The organism is Clostridium sp. MCC344, assembly GCF_018785365.1.
In the GTDB taxonomy this organism is placed as follows: domain Bacteria; phylum Bacillota; class Clostridia; order Lachnospirales; family Lachnospiraceae; genus Pilosibacter.
This window is the reverse complement of the sequence record NZ_WQPQ01000022.1, coordinates 13,707-29,835: the sequence shown is the minus strand read 5'-3', so window position 1 is coordinate 29,835 and position 16,129 is coordinate 13,707. Positions and strand designations below refer to the sequence as shown.

Below are 16,129 nucleotides of genomic sequence, written 5' to 3'. Positions count from 1 at the left end.
CTAACTCAAAAAGTGGATATTTGAGGTTTCCATAATCTCTTTTATCATAAAAATTTTAAGGAGGTTTTTCAATGAAAAAACAGTCTAATCTATCAAGATTGATGGGTTATGCCGGAGGGCATAAAATATTGACCTATCTTTCCTGGGTACTGTCAGTCATGAGTGCGCTGTTGGCTCTTGTGCCGTTTTGGTATATATGGCGTATCATTCACGACATACTGGAAGTTTCCCCGGACTTCTCACAGGCGGGGAATGTCACAAGCTACGGCTGGTCTGCGGTATTGTTTGCGGTACTCTCTATTGTTGTCTATATCGCCGGTCTGATGTGTTCGCACATGAGCGCATTCCGGGTTGCCGCCAATATCCGAAAAGAGCTTATGCGGCACATCACAGCCCTGCCGCTGGGGGTAACAGAAAAGTACGGAAGCGGCAATCTGCGAAGGATTGTCAACACCTCAAGCGCTGCAACGGAAACCTATCTTGCACACAGGCTCCCCGACAAAGCGGGAGCGATTGCCACCCCCATAGGGCTGCTTGTTTTACTGCTTGCTTTCGATTGGCGGTTAGGGCTTTTGAGCCTTGTTCCGGTTGTGCTTGGTTTTCTGTTTATGATGGGCATGACTGGAAAAGGGATGCAGGAAAAGATGAAAGAGTACCAGAACGCTCTTTCGGAGATGTCTAATGAGGCGGTGGAATATGTAAGGGGTGTTCCAGTGGTAAAGGCCTTTGGTCAGACTATCTTTTCCTTCAAACGATTTAAGAGCACCATTGATAACTATGAAAAATGGGTTATTGCCTATACAAAAGAAATGCGTCTGCCTATGATGTGCTACACAACGGCAATCAACGGCGTATTCGCGTTTCTGATTGCCGGAGGTATTCTCTTTACAAGGGGCGGCGTAACAAATGAACTGCTTCTAAACCTTATCTTCTATATTGTGATTACTCCTGTCATCGGTACAACACTCACAAAAATTATGTTTATGAGCGAGGACGCAATGATTGTAGGGGACGCATTAGGCAGAATTGATGAAGTGCTAAACGAAAAACCATTGTCTGAAAGCAGCGTGAATAATACCCCTAAAGACAATGGAATTACATTAGAACACGTTAGTTACAGCTATGACGGAGAAAAAAACGCGCTGAATGATGTGTCACTTCGGGTTGCACCGGGACAGGTGATTGCATTGGTAGGTGCGTCCGGCGGCGGCAAGACGACCCTTGCAAATATTGTAACAAGATTTTTTGACCCGCAAAAAGGGCGCATACTAATAGGGAATATCGACATACGCGACATTCCAAAGGAAACATTGATGAATAAGGTGTCCTTTGTATTTCAGAATAGCCGTCTTATCAAAGCGTCCATATTGGAAAATGTGCGTATGGCAAAGCCTGACGCCTCACGCGAAGAAATCGCTCATGCACTGGAAGTTGCACAATGCCTGGATATTATCGAAAAATTACCGAATGGCATTGATACGGTTGTGGGTACAAACGGCGTGTACCTGTCCGGCGGTGAACAGCAAAGAATAGCGATTGCCCGCGCAATTTTGAAAAATGCGCCTATCCTAATTCTGGATGAAGCGACCGCATTTGCTGACCCCGATAATGAGGTGCGTGTCCAGAAGGCTTTATCTGCTCTCTCAAAGGGAAAAACTGTTATTATGATTGCACACAGGCTATCGTCAATCATAGGTGTTGATTGTATTTATGTAATGCAAGACGGTGAGATTGTCGAGAGCGGCACGCATAATGAGTTGATAGAGAGAAACGGCATATTTGCAAGAATGTGGAAGAATTATTCCGAAGCAGCAGAATGGAAAATTGCAAAGGAGGTAACAGCATGATTAAAACATTGCAAAGACGATTTGCGTTATCAAGACAAGGAGCTGTCGATTTGATAAAAGGTTGTATTGCCTGCGTTTTGCAGGATATATCGTTTATGCTTCCGGTGGGGCTGCTCTATAATTTTGTTATTGATATCATGAACGGGGGCGTAAATGGAAGCCGCATTGCTTTCTATGGGGTTGGCGCTTTGGTTTGCCTATGCCTTATCTTTGTTGTAACTTGGTTTCAATATAACGCCACCTATTTAGCGACTTATGTGGAAAGCGGAGTAAGACGCATTTCGTTAGCAGAGCAGCTCCGCAAAATCCCCTTATCCTTTTTTGGAAAAAAAGACCTTGCCGATTTAACAAACTCCATTATGGGTGATTGTGCCACACTTGAACAGGCATTTTCCCATTATGTACCCGCTTTGGCAGGCTCCCTTATTTCAACAACGCTGGTTGCGATTTGCCTGTTTGCTATAGACTTTCGTATGGCTCTTGCGGCTGTTTGGGTTTTGCCGATAGCATTTACAATTACATTCCTTTCAGCCCGCATACAGGAATACTTTAATCGTAAATCCGTAGCGGCAAATGTCGCGCTTGAAAGCGGCGTACAGGAGTGTATCGAGAGTTTGCAGGACTTAAAGGCGAACAATGCGGAAGAAAGTTATCTGAAAGGGCTGGATAAGAAAATTGATAATGTGGAAAAGCGGCATATTATAACAGAACTTGGGACTGCCCTTTTCGTTGTTTCCTCTACGTTGATATTAAAGCTCGGGATTGCTACGGTTGCGCTTGTAGGCTCTGCTCTACTTATTCGTGGGGAGATTGATATTCCGCTGTTTTTTATGTTTTTACTTGTAGCTTCAAGGCTGTATGCCCCGCTTGAGGGTGCATTACAAAATCTTGCTGCGGTAATCTCCACCAAAACAAACATAAACCGTATGAACGAAATCCTTGACCAGCCCATTCAAACAGGCAGCAAGCATGTAACAAATAAAGGCTATGATATTGTGTTCGACCATGTAGGATTTGCCTATAATATCGGAGAAACCGTTTTGAAAGACGTGTCCTTTACGGCAAAACAGGGAGAAGTTACCGCATTGGTCGGACCGTCCGGCGGAGGTAAAACTACGGTATCACGCCTTGCCGCTCGGTTTTGGGATATAAGCAAAGGAAAAATCACTGTCGGCGGTATGGACATATCGAAAATAGAGCCGGAAATCTTGCTGTCGCTGTACTCTATTGTGTTTCAGGATGTGACGCTGTTTAACAATACAATTATGGAGAATATCAGAATAGGCAGGAAGGACGCCACAGATGAGGAAGTGATTGCGGCGGCAAGACTGGCAAATTGTGAAGAATTTGCGGCAAAGCTCCCGGACGGTTATCACAGTATGATTGGTGAAAACGGCTGCGAACTGTCCGGCGGTGAAAGGCAGCGTATTTCAATCGCCCGCGCTTTCCTTAAAAATTCTCCTATCATCTTACTTGACGAAGCAACGGCAAGCCTTGATGTAGAGAATGAAACATTGATACAGGCTGCCTTGTCAAGGCTGATAAAGGATAAGACTGTACTTGTTATCGCCCACCGTATGCGTACCGTAAGCGGCGCGGATAAAGTAGTTGTGCTTTCAGACGGTTCCGTTGCCGAACAGGGAACGCCGGGGGAACTGATGAACGCGGGTAAGATTTACCCCCACATGGTAAAGCAGCAAATGATTAGTCAAGATTGGGGCATTTAGCATGAATACTGAATGGATAATATGCCCCATATGTCAGAGCAAAACAAGGTTGAGAATACGGGGCGATACCGAACTAAAAAACTTTCCCCTATACTGCCCAAAATGCAAGCAGGAAACTCTTATTAGCGTACAACAAATGAATATATCAGTTATCATAGAGCCAGACGCAAAGACGCAGAGCCGATAACACACAGGTTTGAAATGCGGTTATCGGCTCTTTCTTTTTTGACAACCTATGCGATTGCTGACAGATTGCAACTTAGGCGACAGTTTTATGAAGATAAAGCCGCCGTTCTCCTTTTGCAAAATTGGATTTACGGGGACGTGATAAAGTCGCCCATTTTTAGGGACATGGCGGTATCTTTGGAGGTATCGTCATGTCCGTTTTATGTCAACACGGTTTTCCAATCAGTAGCTTATCAAAAAAAAGCCCGTTCCTACCTACGGGATATTGCGACTATCAAGAGGAACTCTCACATCATCATAAATGCATTATCACATCATATAGCATAACCGTCTGTTCAGTTTTGCGCTGCACAGGCGGTTTTGTTATAGCCCTCATTACAAATGGAAAGGGGGGTGAGAATGATGTTATCCACAGAATACAGAGAAAGTATCGAACGCCGCTTTCACGCATTTTGCAAAGCCGTATTGCACAATGAAGCCTGTAATTATTACAGGGAGAGGAAGCGCAGAACGCAGTGCGAACTATCATTTGAATACTTACAAGAGAATACTTCTTTTGCGCCGCACAGCACAGATAAATACTTTGTCTTGCAGGATAAGCCGACTACCTTTGAAGTCAACGGACAGATGGTAATTGTTGACAGTGAAAAGTTAGCAAAAGCCTTGTTGTGCTTATCGGAAAGTTGGCGGGAAATTATCTTTATGCGCTATTATCTGCAACTAAGGGACTGGCAGATTGCGGCGTTATTGGGAAAGCCACGCACAATAGTCAATTATCAGAAAAACACTGCCTTGAAGCAGTTGCGGGTAGAAATAGAGAAGATGAATGATGAAGAATAGTAAATACAACCTTGTTCCCTATGAAGTGATTGAAAGGGCAATCACGGGCGATACCGCCGCACTCCTTACGGTGCAGGAACGGCACAAAGCCTATATCGGCAGACTAAGCGGAGGAAACGCCGATATGAAGAAGCAATTAAACGAAAAGTTGCTCATGGCTGTTATGAAGTTCCGACTGGACTATCAACCACCGAGCAAATAGCAAAGGCAAAATGAGTGGCGGCAAGGGGAATACTCATACCCCTCAAAATGGCGTTCTACTGCGTAACAAAACGGACATATCGCCGTTTAGACGATACGCCCGTTTTGCTTTGCACCCAGTATGGCAGCTACCCTGTTTCAGTTTGTTGTGCTACTGTTTTATGAATAGCTACCAAATGGTAACTTTCGTTCTTCATTCCGATGGCTCAACAATCGCTCTATTTACTCTTCTCAGTGTACTCTTTCTGCGCGCTGATACCGATAATTTCTATCTCTTATTTGATCTCATCCGCAATGTTATAGATCAGCTTCTCCGTATCATCCCATCCAAGACACGGATCCGTGATGGATTTTCCATAAATATGCTCGCCGATCTTCTGGCTGCCCGGCTCTAAGTAGCTCTCGACCATAACGCCCTTGATAAAGTTGTGGATCTCCTCTGAGTGACGGCGGCTGTGAAGAACTTCCTTCACGATACGGATCTGCTCCATATAACGCTTGTTGGAGTTGGAGTGGTTTGCGTCAACGATGCAGGCCGGATTCAACAGTTCCCGCTCCTGATACAGGCTGTAGAGAAGCTCCAGATCCTCGTAGTGATAGTTCGGCAGACACTGGCCATGTTTGCTGACTGCGCCTCTTAAGATCGTGTGTGCAAGCGGATTGCCCTTTGTCTCAACTTCCCATGTGCGGTAAATAAAATCGTGGCCATGCTGGGCTGCATAGACCGCATTTAACATAACCCCGAGGTCACCGCTGGTCGGGTTCTTCATTCCGACCGGAACGTCCATACCGCTGGATACAAGGCGGTGCTGCTGGTTCTCAACAGAACGCGCGCCGATCGCAACGTAGGAAAGTACATCGGAAAGATAGCTGTAATTTTCCGGGTACAGCATTTCGTCAGCGGTTGTAAATCCGTAATCCTTGATCACGCGCATATGAAGCTTACGGATTGCAACAAGTCCCTCATACATATTCGGCTTCTTCTCTGGATCCGGCTGATGAAGCATTCCCTTGTAGCCGCCGCCGGTGGTACGCGGTTTATTCGTGTATACACGCGGGACGATCACGAGTTTATCCTTTACCTGCTCATTGACCTTCGCAAGGCGGCTCATATACTCGCATACAGCGTCCTCGCGGTCCGCAGAACACGGTCCGATAATTACGAGGAACTTTTCGCTCTTTCCTGTGATGACATCCGCAACTTCTTTATCTCTTGCCACTTTTAATTCCACACACTCCGGTGTCAGCGGGAATTCCGCTTTGATCTGTGCCGGTGTCGGAAGTAAACTTTTGTAATTGAATGACATGATCTTCTCCCCCAAATATGTGATTTTCCTGCGGATACCCGTTCCAATTGCCCGATCATAACTGTTCAGTATCCTCACAGTTACGGGGTCCGCTTTTATGAGCGCATCCTTTTTATCGGGAAGCACTTTATCGCTTTTAACTGCTGATGTGTCCGTTTCTAAAAATGTCCCGCGCTACACACATGTCAATGCGGGACATCTGCTATTATAGTACACTTTTTTTGGGACTTCAAGTACTTATGTCTTTATATTTTACATTCATTGTGTTACAGTACACGGGCACTCCTTGCCCGCGCACTGTAACAGGATTTTGCCGATGCTTCGCATTCCGAATCGGCAAAATCCACTACCACCACTGTATTGTACGGAATTTTCAGTTCAGAAAATTCCTACCCATGAAAAGTAACCTCATTGTTACTTTTAACCTATCCCTTTTTTCGGAACGGGACAGGAACAACATCCACCGGGATCGGGCATTCATACGGCTTTCCGCCGGTCCTCATCTCATTTTCCTCTTTTGCCTTTTTTACCAGCTCCGGAGTCTCATAAAGTGTCACAGCAGCGTCCGCCAGCGTCTGCGCTGCGAACATCATGCCTTTTACCGCATAGGAGGATTTTCCCTGTGCAACCTCCACCCACGAATGCGGCTGGGTTCCAAGGCAGAAGCAGGCACACTGCAGTTGTAAAAGCGGTGCGATCTGGCTCACATCTCCCATATCGGAGGACGCCGTCTCCACAACCTCCTGCGGTTCAAACGGCAGGATAAAATCACCCATCGGATGCGTCCGGCAAAGTTCTTCCCGTGTCTCCAGATCAAATTCCGGCAGCATTCCGAGGTCATGATCCGCCGCCTCATCTCCGATGACCCGCCGAAATCCCATAATATATGCTTTCTCCTCCTCCGTGTACTCAGGCACCCCGATCTTCACCATCGTGTCATAAAGGAGTTTTCCAAGTGTATCACTCGGCACCACATTGCTGCATGCCTTATCAAACTCGATATCCACTGTTGTTCCTGTCATCAGCGCCGCACCTTTTGCAATATTGACAACTCTTCGGTACAGTTCCTTCACTGTCTCATTATTCCTGCTGCGCACCAGATAAAGTCCTTCCGCCTCAGCCTGTACCACATTGGGGGACACGCCTCCGGAATTGGTGATCGCGTAGTGGATTCGGTCCGTCATCTCCATATGTTCCCTGAGATAATTGATCCCCACATTCATAAGCTCCAGTGCATCCAGCGCGCTCCTGCCTTTCTGCGGAGCCGCTCCCGCATGGCTGCTTTTTCCATGGAAGCGGAAATATGCCTGACAGTTTGCCAGAAGACTTCCCGTCATCGCAGCATTCATCGTACTCGGATGCCAGGTGAGAGCGATATCGATCCCGTCAAAGACACCGGCCCGCGCCATATATGTCTTTCCGCTTCCGCCTTCCTCCGCCGGGCATCCAAACACCTTCAGAGTGCCGCAGCCCGGGTGATCTGCCAGATAGTCTTTTAGTGCCAGTGCCGCTCCGATCACTCCTGTCCCGAGAAGGTGATGTCCGCAGCCATGCCCGTGAGTTGTCTCCGGGCGGGGCTCATGAACGGTACTGTCCGCTTTCTGGCTGAGCCCGTCCAGGGCATCATATTCGGCTAAAAGCCCGATCACCGGACTGCCTGTTCCATATACCGCCTCATAAGCGGTCGGAAGTTCACCAGCTCCACGCGTCACTTCAAATCCATGTTCCTTCAGGATCTTTTCCATCATTGCGGACGACTTTTTCTCTTCAAAACGGATCTCCGCCAGATCCCAGAGACTGCTGTTTAAGTCTGTCAGCAGTTTTTCATATTTTTTTACGTCAGCCATTATTTTCACCTGCCTTCTCACCCGTATGTCCGGCTTCTGCGTCATCCTTTTCCACTGCGCCTATTTCAGCGCCTTGCCTCGCTTTTTCCGCCTCCATCCGGCATTTTCTTCTTGCAAGCGGTCCTTCGCCTGCCGGGATCGGGCAGATATATGGTTTGCCACCGGTTCTCTTTTTAAAATCTGCTTTCGCCTCTTCTAAAAGCTCCGGATCTTCCAGAAGCCGTTTTGTCATGTCCGACATAATCTGTCCCGCGAACATCATCCCTTTTTCTGCAAAAGAGGAGATCCCCTGAGTCACCCACAGCCAGGAATGCGGCTGGGCGCCCTGCGTAAAGCATGCCGTCTCGATCTGGATCAGCGGCGCGATCTGACTCACGTCACCCATATCGGAAGAACCGGTTCCCGGCATGGATACCATCTTATAGGGAAGAATGAAATCCGCCATCGGATGTTCTTTCACAAGTTTTTTCCGCAGTTCCATATCATAATGGGGAACCGCCCCATCATCATTCCACACTGCTTCCTGACCGACAAGATCATGATATTTCTTTACATAGTCTTTCTCTTCCTCCGTGTATTCCGGCGGACCGAGTTTTACCATTGTCTCATATGCAAGTTTTCCAAGCGGCAGATTCGGAATGACATTGCTGCATGCTTTGTCAAATTCGATCTCCACCGTTGTATCCGTCATCAATGCAGCCCCTTTCGCGACATCGCAGACGCGTTCATAAAGCTCCTTTACTCCGGCATTCGTCCTGCTGCGCACCAGATAGAGGACTTCCGCTTCCGACTGGACTACATTCGGCGAGGTTCCGCCTGTGTTCAGGACAGCATAATGGATCCGGTCTGTCATCTCCATGTGTTCCCGAAGGAAATTGACTCCGACATCCATGAGTTCCACAGCATCCAGTGCACTGCGTCCTTTTTCCGGGGAATTTCCCGCATGACTGCTTTTTCCGTGAAACCTGAAATACGCCTGACAGTTTGCCAGCATGGAACAGCCCATCGACGCATTGATCGTGCATGGATGCCAGGTGATGGCCGCATCGATCTCATCAAAGACTCCGGCTCCCGCCATGATCGTCTTTCCGCTCCCGCCTTCTTCTGCCGGGCATCCGTAAACGATCACTGTGCCTCTCCCTGGATGTTTCTCCAGGTAATCTTTAAGATCCAGCGCGGCGGCCACAACTGCCGTGCCGAGAAGATTGTGTCCGCATCCATGTCCGTATCTCGTCTCCGGACGCGGTTTCTTCTCCAGGCAGTCCGCCTGACTGAGCCCGTCCAGAGCATCGTACTCCGCCAGAAGACCGATCACCGGTCTCCCGCTTCCATAGACTGCCCGGAATGCGGTCGGGATATCAGCCACCTGTTCTTCGAGCCGGAACCCATGCTTTCTGAGTACCTCGATCACAGCCGCTTCCGAACGGTATTCCTCATACTTGATCTCTGCGGCTTCCCAGATCGTTTTATTCAGAACACTAAGTTCCTCTTTGAACCTTTCAACTGCATATTTCACTCTGTTTTCCTCCATTCATTTGATCATCGTCTTCATGGATTCATGCATCCGCAAAATCTAAAGCAGGTATTTTCTTCTTAGAGAATGATACCGATCTGCATCTATGGGCAGATCTTTCTTTTGCCTGTGAAACTGACGTTATTATCATGCAATGATCCATCAGTTTCTCTCTGCTGATATTTGTCGAACAGCCCACAGGAAAGTTCCCCTGTGGGCTGTCTGTTCTTTACATATATTTCGTCCAGAACATACTGATAAAAAATACCAGGACCAGGGACGGAATGTAATCCGCAACCGGCGGATTTTTTAGTTTTGCGATCCGCAGCGCATTTAATAGCTGGATCAGACCGCCGCAGGCGGAGAAATCTCCGATCATTTCCGCCGTCAGATGCGGCATCAGAAACTCCGAGAGTCCATAAAACGCCATCAGCATGATCCCGAGCGGAATACTGATGAGAGCCAGAACCCATCCGCTGCTTCCCGCGAAAAAGATCGATGCGACACAGTCCATGATTGCCTTTGTCATGAGCACCGTGGTATCTCCCTCAAATCCCAGCGTCAATGCACCGATAATTCCCGTCGTACTGATACAGTACAAGGTAAATGCAACGAGAAGTGTCTGCGCGGTCTCGCTTCCGCCTGTTTCCGGGAGCAGCTTCGATACATTCGCAAGCCGTCTGTCGATTCCAATGATATGACCGATCGTGCCGCCGATCAGGAGCGCCAGCACAGCAGCCGACATATGAACCGCTTTTCCGAGAAGTCCCACACCGACAGCCGCAGAGATAACAGACAGTGCCAGGTTAATACTCTCATTCAAAGAACCCGAAATGTACTTCTTCATCCCGCACCCGGCAAGTGTCCCGACAACAACACCGGCTACATCAAGTAAAATTACAGATGGCATATGCTTTTCCTACGCTTTCTTCATATGATAGTATGGTGCCTAACAATTATATTACTAACAATATACTTTGTTTCTTTTTTACTGTCAATCAATTTTTTCTAGTCCAAGAATATTCACAATCCGCTTTCACCGCTTATTGCTCTACGCAATAGAGGCAGAGGACTGCCTTGATCTTGTTAAAAAAGCGAATACTCTGTATCTTTTCGCACAGAATATCCGCTTATCGTTACCTGTTTTTGTCCTCTTGTTCTTTCTGATTCTGTTTTTCGAGAGATTTCTGTAGTTTTCCTAAAAGCTCCATCAGGTCCTCATATTCGTCTTCTGAAAAATCTTCAAACCACAGTTCGTTGATCTCTTCATAAAATTTATGGACCTGAACCAGCTTGTCTTTCCCTTGTTCTGTCAGATAGATCAGTGTTTCACGTCTGGATCTCGGATTCTGCCTTCGCTCGATCAAGCCCTGTTTTTCCAATGTATTCAGAACACCTGAAACAGAAGCCGCCCTCAGAAAAAAACGATCCGCAATATCTTTCTGACGGCATCCATCATTTTCGCCAAGAAATCTCAGCATTTTAGGCTGTCCCCTGTGGAGTCCGATCTTTGCGAGACGATCATAGAAAAATTCCGTGGATGTTGCCTCGATCAGATTCCACATGTCCACAAAATCGATGTACTTGTTGCTTTCCATTTATTTCTCCTCATTTTCGCTTCTGCATTCCACTTCTGCAACCGGAAACTCCCCAAGCTCAGGCAAACATTAACCATCTTTCCTCTGGAACGCCCCACCAATTCCCAACTCCATACGGTATTTGGCGACCGTACGTCTTGAGATCGGCATTCCGGCATCCTGCAATAATCCGGCAAGCTGTTCATCGCTCCACGGTTTTTTCTTGTCCTCCGCAGCAACGAGTTCCTTCAATTTCGCTTTCACGGCATTTCTGCTCACGTCGCCATTCCCATCTCCCGATGGGATCCCTGTTGTAAACAGGCTGCGGAACAGGAAACATCCCGACGGTGCCCTCAGATACTTGTCACGGATCGCACGGCTGACCGTAGATTTGTGGATCTCCACCGCATCAGCGATCTCCTCCAGAGTCATTGGTTTTAACTGCCCTTTTCCAAGGAGATATGGTTCCTGCCTCTTTAGGATCTCTCTTGTGATTCCCGTCAGAGTTTCTCTTCTCTGCTCTATCGCGTTCATGATAAAGCGGGCTCTGCGCAGCTTATTTTCAAAATAGGACTTTAATTCCTGATCCTGAGCTGTCTCCATCATGTGAATATAGTAATCATTGATTCCGAGACTTCCGGTCCACTTATCATTCAGTTCAATATTCCACTGTCCGTCCTGATTACTCAGGAGCACGTCAGGAAGAATATACTGGGCTTTTTCTCCACCAACTCCATTCAGCGGCCGTGGGTTCAGTTCTTTGATGATATGGATCAGCTTCCGGACCTCAGCAGACGACAGCTTCAAAGCTCTTGATATCGTGCTGATCTTTCCTTCAGCAATGTCCTGAAGATGATCATTTATCATCCGTGATAACTTTTCTTCCTCGTCCATCCCCTGGACCTGCAGCATAAGACATTCCTCGAGTCCGGAGGCGAAGATTCCCTGCGGTTCCAGCTCTTTCAGCATCACAAGAACGTTTTCGACCTGCTCTTTCGAAACATTCAACCGCTCCGCAATTTCCTGCGGCGGCACCAGGAGATATCCACTCTGTTCAAGCGACTGCACGCAGAAATCCACAATCTTCCTCTCTGTATCCCCGATCTGCTTCCAATGAAGCTGCATGTTCACCAGATCTTCAATGGACTTCTCACTGTCCTCTATCTCATATAGCTCATTTTCCCGGCTGTCTTCCCGTTCTGTACCATTATAAAACCGTTCCGTCTCTTTATAAGTAACAGGAGCTGCTTCCTCACCCTGACCTGCTGTAAACTCAACCAGTGGATTCTCGATCTCCTCATTCTGCATAAAATCCTTCAGTTCCGTCATAGACATTGCAAGAATGTTTAGGGACTCCACCTGAAGCTGTGAAAGCACCTGCTTTGTCTGTAAGGAAATTCCTGCCTTTATCTCCATTGTATCCCCTGCCTTCCAGAATTGTATCTCAGTCAGACAAACGCTCCGCGCGTATACACAGCAATTCCGGGAAGAATCGGTCTGCTTACGCTGATCGGAATTAAGCGTCATATCTCACATGCGTTCGATTTGAACCCTGCCGTATAGGATATATCAGTTCGAATGATTTCTCTTATCTCGTCAGGTCATCATCCTCAGTATATCATGATAAATCAGATTCCCGCAAGACTGCCAGCAAAAATCATGACTTCTCTTTTTCCCCATTTTGTTTGTATTTTCCGCGTATTCTTTCATCTGCATACATTTCAGGGTAAAGAAAAAACCCCAGAGTCCTTATAAATAAAGGATTCTGAGGCTCTCATAAGAGAGGCGACAACCAGATTTGAACCTTCTGTCATCTCTCGAAACCCAGATAAAGAAAGGAGTTTACATGCCGATTGATGCTTGTGTTTGCGGGCGCAAACAGTGCGCAAACACATAACTCTCACCTCTTCTAGCTCTAAGTTCATTTTTTCTGATTTAATATACCGGTACATTGTAATGGTGCGTTGTTTATAAAAATGTCTCAAAAGGATATAAAAAACACAGTGCAGTATTTGTGTGCCTTACTCTGAAGCATCGAGGGGGGCTGGTCCTCCCTTGTGCCGGGACACTCATCCCCGGCATCTACCTAATAAAAAAACAGGCTATCTCCGAAGAGATAAGCCTGTTTTCTTTTCAAGATTTTTTAAAACGCCGATGGAAATATCCTTTCCATTATGGTTCGGAACCACAATGGTATAAGGAACTCCTGCTTTACGGTACTGATAATGAGAACCGGTAATACGCACCAAAACATAATCATCGGCTTTTAAAATCTTGTCAATCTCGCGAAATGTCATATGTACCTCCCTAAAGGAATATAGTTAATGGTTACATAAAGATCATTACTATATACATACGAACACTTCGTATACTTAGTATACGACAAACCACATTAAAACACAATTTGAAAATTTTCAAAAAAATATATTGACATTTTTATTAAGGAAGATTACAATACGTATTGTAAGTAATACAGATTGTAATCTTCCTTGGAGGAAAAATGAAAGAAAATTATATTTATCCAGCAACTATAAAACATGAAAATGGACTTGTACAACTCACATTTATCGATTTACCAAACGCAGGAATTGCCGAGGCCGATACAGAGGACGAAGCGATTCATTCAGCGCAGGAATGTCTGGCACTCGAAATAATGGATATGGAGAGCCGAGGCGAGAAGCTCCCTGATCCAAGTATGAATGCAACAAATGTTGTATACATCCACATCTGGATGCCATATTTCCGAAATGCCACAAAAGAGATTTATGTAAAGAAAAATGTGACCATCCCACAATGGTTGGATATTCTTGCAAAAGAAAATAAAATCAACTACTCGGCAGCACTTGTAAAGGGCATCAAGTTGGCTTTGGGCATTGAGCAATAAAATCCATTTTGGAAATCAATCGCATTTATGTAGCTGTTGTTTTTCAAATTAGCCTTATAAGCAGGAGGAAAATATCATGGATGCCAATACTGTAAAAACAATTAAAAATATTGCAAGAGCAATAATTGCAGTGATTGATGTGTTTGAATAAGGAGGAGAGACTATGGGTTTACTTAATTTTGCAGTCGTAGCATGTAAAGTAGTTGGCAGTGTTGCTTCTATTGTTTCTGCATTAAGCGACTAAATTTTTTGCAGATCACAGAACAACCCCCGGCTTTATAGCACGGTGCTGCTTTCAGTAGCACTGTCTTCTGTGGACAATGAGGTGAAAAATCATATGGATAACAAATTGATTGAAGTTTTTGATGTCTCTAAGACTTTTGATATCGATGTTTACTGATATGAGGAGATGTTTACAATGAGTAATGAAAGACTGCTACTGGATTACGCAGAAGCTCTTAACAATTTTACTGCGATAGATCAAATACGGGATTATTATCGGCAACAGGCTATATCAGTAAACGATGATGTTTATAACCACATTGTCATTTTACTGACAATGTGTATTAACAAATCCCTTCACATACTCTTAAATGAACCAGATGACGATATTAGTGTAGAAATGTATCCACAAAAATTAAATACACTATGCAACACTCTTTCCAGCGCTTATACTGCTGAAAATGGCGTCATTATTAAAAGAAGAGTTTTTATTGATGGAGAAGAGTTTTTATCCTATCTTAATCAAATGGTGAAGGCTCTGTTAAGTGGCGTTGAATATATTGAAAAAACCTGGAAAGAATGGTATCCTGGCGATGCCGGAAATGTACAGAATACTTCAAAATTTAGGGTGTTGCGTATTTACCAAAATATGAGACTTATGATTTCGGAAAATTCCCCTTTTGCAGAGTTCTCGCTTTCTCATGATATAGAAATTCCGTACATGTATGTGTTAGCTCATGATTTAGGTGAGTTGTATCGAACAATAAAGGCACCAGACGAGTCCAATATCCGAAATACCTATATTGAATTAAAACACATCGGTAAAAATCTTATGGATATATTGTTTGGCGGTGAACTGATTGATCGAAATGAATGGACATCTTCGTTGATTAGTGTTCCTAAAAGCGTGGACTATACTTCATTGCTACCAAAAATTTCCATTGTACCACCCCATTCAAAAAGTGAATGCTGTAAGCCAGTAAAATTTTTTGATGGGGATAGAACCCACCAGATGCCCTGTATAAAAAAAGAGGTATTAAAGCAGATTCCTTTTTTGCCAATAAAAATATCGAGTGGACTTTTTCGTGATCCTAATAAACCATTACGTCTTATGATACGATTATTAGAGGAAGAAAGCAAAACACAAGACTACGTAAAATCGGATATTGTTTATTTCAAAAGCCATATTACAGACATGTGCGAAAACATCCTCCATTTACTGCATTTAACATGGGGAAGCAATACAGATTTTACCCGTATTGGTAAGGAAAATGCAGAATCATACTTGACATCCATAATACATGCCGTAAATGCAGATCCTCGTAAAACTGATGCTGATCAGCGGAATGTGTATATAGGTGAAGTTACCCACAAGCTTGCACAGTTGTGGGAAAAGAATAATCTCCAACCAATCAAAATTGAAAGTAACAATCAAGATACTTATATTGAATATGCATATTTTTCCGTCCTGAAACTTACAAGAAACTGGAGTCAGCATCCTTCCAAACATCCTTTATTGGAAAAGCCAAGTATGCACTTTTGTGTGTTCCTTTTTCTCATAGCAATGCGCTACACTGTAAATTTGACTCTCTTGGATATTGAGGCTTCTACAAAATATTACGCTGCAGAGGCGCAACTTTTAAGGGTGCTCGGGAAGGAAAAAGTTCCATATAACGATATCACGTCAGAAGAGTTAAGCAAAGAATATCTACAAATGTATAAAAACGTGGATCCTAAGTTAATCAAGAACTCTGATCCGCACTCTATTTTAACTGCGGCCGGTCATGAAAACAGCCCAATTAACTCCAAGATGGGTGAAAATGAGATCTTTTTGACATTCTGGTTGTGTATACACATGGGGCAAACTAACATCGTGAAAAGGCTTCAAATATCACCTGATGGAAACCTTTTTGAAATCCTTGGGCGTACATTCGGATATCAAAAAGAATCGAATCTTTTACATGAATAAGCTTCAGCT

General features: G+C 45.1%; 14 protein-coding genes. 7 read left to right on the top strand and 7 right to left on the bottom strand.

What is annotated here, in order from left to right; translation table 11 throughout:
- Positions 1 to 71: 71 nt before the first annotated feature.
- The 5 genes from GPK90_RS06720 to GPK90_RS06700 all read left to right on the top strand — a co-directional run bounded on the left by GPK90_RS06720 (position 72) and on the right by GPK90_RS06700 (position 4,802).
- Positions 72 to 1,847 (top strand): ABC transporter ATP-binding protein, encoded by a 1,776-nt coding sequence (locus GPK90_RS06720; RefSeq protein WP_215702569.1) that lies wholly within the window; start codon positions 72 to 74, stop codon positions 1,845 to 1,847.
- Positions 1,844 to 3,574: an ABC transporter ATP-binding protein gene (locus tag GPK90_RS06715; RefSeq protein ID WP_215702568.1), complete on the top strand. Its 1,731-nt coding sequence runs from the start codon at positions 1,844 to 1,846 to the stop codon at positions 3,572 to 3,574. The genes GPK90_RS06720 and GPK90_RS06715 overlap by 4 nt, the downstream gene beginning before the upstream one ends.
- A 1-nt stretch (position 3,575) precedes the next feature.
- Positions 3,576 to 3,761: a cysteine-rich KTR domain-containing protein gene (locus GPK90_RS06710; protein ID WP_117751003.1), complete on the top strand. Its 186-nt coding sequence runs from the start codon at positions 3,576 to 3,578 to the stop codon at positions 3,759 to 3,761.
- Positions 3,762 to 4,159: 398 nt separating this feature from the next.
- The gene (locus tag GPK90_RS06705) at positions 4,160 to 4,600 is read left to right on the top strand and encodes an RNA polymerase sigma factor (RefSeq protein ID WP_215702567.1); all 441 of its coding nucleotides are present in this window, start codon (positions 4,160 to 4,162) and stop codon (positions 4,598 to 4,600) included.
- The gene (locus GPK90_RS06700) at positions 4,587 to 4,802 is read left to right on the top strand and encodes a helix-turn-helix domain-containing protein (protein WP_215702566.1); all 216 of its coding nucleotides are present in this window, start codon (positions 4,587 to 4,589) and stop codon (positions 4,800 to 4,802) included. Before GPK90_RS06705 ends, GPK90_RS06700 begins: the two co-directional genes overlap by 14 nt.
- Positions 4,803 to 5,076: 274 nt before the next feature.
- Here the strand turns inward: GPK90_RS06700 and GPK90_RS06695 are convergent, their stop codons facing one another.
- From GPK90_RS06695 to GPK90_RS06665, 7 genes are all read right to left on the bottom strand, one after another.
- The gene (locus GPK90_RS06695) at positions 5,077 to 6,108 is read right to left on the bottom strand and encodes a 3-deoxy-7-phosphoheptulonate synthase (RefSeq protein ID WP_215702565.1); all 1,032 of its coding nucleotides are present in this window, start codon (positions 6,106 to 6,108) and stop codon (positions 5,077 to 5,079) included.
- A 425-nt stretch (positions 6,109 to 6,533) separates the two neighbouring features.
- Positions 6,534 to 7,955, bottom strand: a complete 1,422-nt coding sequence (locus tag GPK90_RS06690; RefSeq protein WP_215702564.1) for an amidohydrolase — start codon at positions 7,953 to 7,955, stop codon at positions 6,534 to 6,536.
- Positions 7,948 to 9,471 (bottom strand): amidohydrolase, encoded by a 1,524-nt coding sequence (locus GPK90_RS06685; protein WP_215702563.1) that lies wholly within the window; start codon positions 9,469 to 9,471, stop codon positions 7,948 to 7,950. Before GPK90_RS06685 ends, GPK90_RS06690 begins: the two co-directional genes overlap by 8 nt.
- 226 nt (positions 9,472 to 9,697) lie before the next feature.
- Positions 9,698 to 10,378 (bottom strand): DUF554 family protein, encoded by a 681-nt coding sequence (locus GPK90_RS06680; protein WP_215702562.1) that lies wholly within the window; start codon positions 10,376 to 10,378, stop codon positions 9,698 to 9,700.
- Positions 10,379 to 10,604: 226 nt separating this feature from the next.
- Complete coding sequence (locus GPK90_RS06675; protein ID WP_215702561.1) at positions 10,605 to 11,066, bottom strand: MarR family winged helix-turn-helix transcriptional regulator; 462 nt, start codon at positions 11,064 to 11,066, stop codon at positions 10,605 to 10,607.
- Between the two features lie 69 nt (positions 11,067 to 11,135).
- Complete coding sequence (gene rpoN, locus GPK90_RS06670) at positions 11,136 to 12,461, bottom strand: RNA polymerase factor sigma-54 (protein ID WP_215702560.1); 1,326 nt, start codon at positions 12,459 to 12,461, stop codon at positions 11,136 to 11,138.
- Between the two features lie 686 nt (positions 12,462 to 13,147).
- On the bottom strand, positions 13,148 to 13,342 hold the full coding sequence (locus GPK90_RS06665; protein WP_215702559.1) for a type II toxin-antitoxin system HicA family toxin: 195 nt from the start codon (positions 13,340 to 13,342) through the stop codon (positions 13,148 to 13,150).
- 203 nt (positions 13,343 to 13,545) lie between these two features.
- Here GPK90_RS06665 and GPK90_RS06660 point away from each other — a divergent pair, with 203 nt between their 5' ends.
- A complete protein-coding gene (locus tag GPK90_RS06660; RefSeq protein ID WP_215702558.1) occupies positions 13,546 to 13,929 on the top strand; it encodes a type II toxin-antitoxin system HicB family antitoxin in 384 nt (127 codons plus the stop codon).
- 418 nt (positions 13,930 to 14,347) lie between these two features.
- Positions 14,348 to 16,120 carry a hypothetical protein gene (locus tag GPK90_RS06655; RefSeq protein ID WP_215702557.1) on the top strand — a complete coding sequence of 591 codons (1,773 nt, stop codon included), beginning with the start codon at positions 14,348 to 14,350 and terminating at the stop codon, positions 16,118 to 16,120.
- The last annotated feature ends 9 nt before the right edge of the window (positions 16,121 to 16,129 follow it).

Excerpts from the sequence above, each read along its gene's own strand:
- GPK90_RS06710 (WP_117751003.1), top strand. The coding sequence starts at position 3,576 with ATGAATACTGAATGGATAATATGCCCCATATGTCAGAGCAAAACAAGG.
- GPK90_RS06680 (WP_215702562.1), bottom strand. The coding sequence starts at position 10,378 with ATGCCATCTGTAATTTTACTTGATGTAGCCGGTGTTGTTGTCGGGACA.
- GPK90_RS06705 (WP_215702567.1), top strand. The coding sequence starts at position 4,160 with ATGATGTTATCCACAGAATACAGAGAAAGTATCGAACGCCGCTTTCAC.
- GPK90_RS06700 (WP_215702566.1), top strand. The coding sequence starts at position 4,587 with ATGATGAAGAATAGTAAATACAACCTTGTTCCCTATGAAGTGATTGAA.
- rpoN (WP_215702560.1), bottom strand. The coding sequence starts at position 12,461 with ATGGAGATAAAGGCAGGAATTTCCTTACAGACAAAGCAGGTGCTTTCA.
- GPK90_RS06660 (WP_215702558.1), top strand. The coding sequence starts at position 13,546 with ATGAAAGAAAATTATATTTATCCAGCAACTATAAAACATGAAAATGGA.
- GPK90_RS06655 (WP_215702557.1), top strand. The coding sequence starts at position 14,348 with ATGAGTAATGAAAGACTGCTACTGGATTACGCAGAAGCTCTTAACAAT.
- GPK90_RS06720 (WP_215702569.1), top strand. The coding sequence starts at position 72 with ATGAAAAAACAGTCTAATCTATCAAGATTGATGGGTTATGCCGGAGGG.
- GPK90_RS06665 (WP_215702559.1), bottom strand. The coding sequence starts at position 13,342 with ATGACATTTCGCGAGATTGACAAGATTTTAAAAGCCGATGATTATGTT.
- GPK90_RS06715 (WP_215702568.1), top strand. The coding sequence starts at position 1,844 with ATGATTAAAACATTGCAAAGACGATTTGCGTTATCAAGACAAGGAGCT.
- GPK90_RS06695 (WP_215702565.1), bottom strand. The coding sequence starts at position 6,108 with ATGTCATTCAATTACAAAAGTTTACTTCCGACACCGGCACAGATCAAA.
- GPK90_RS06690 (WP_215702564.1), bottom strand. The coding sequence starts at position 7,955 with ATGGCTGACGTAAAAAAATATGAAAAACTGCTGACAGACTTAAACAGC.
- GPK90_RS06675 (WP_215702561.1), bottom strand. The coding sequence starts at position 11,066 with ATGGAAAGCAACAAGTACATCGATTTTGTGGACATGTGGAATCTGATC.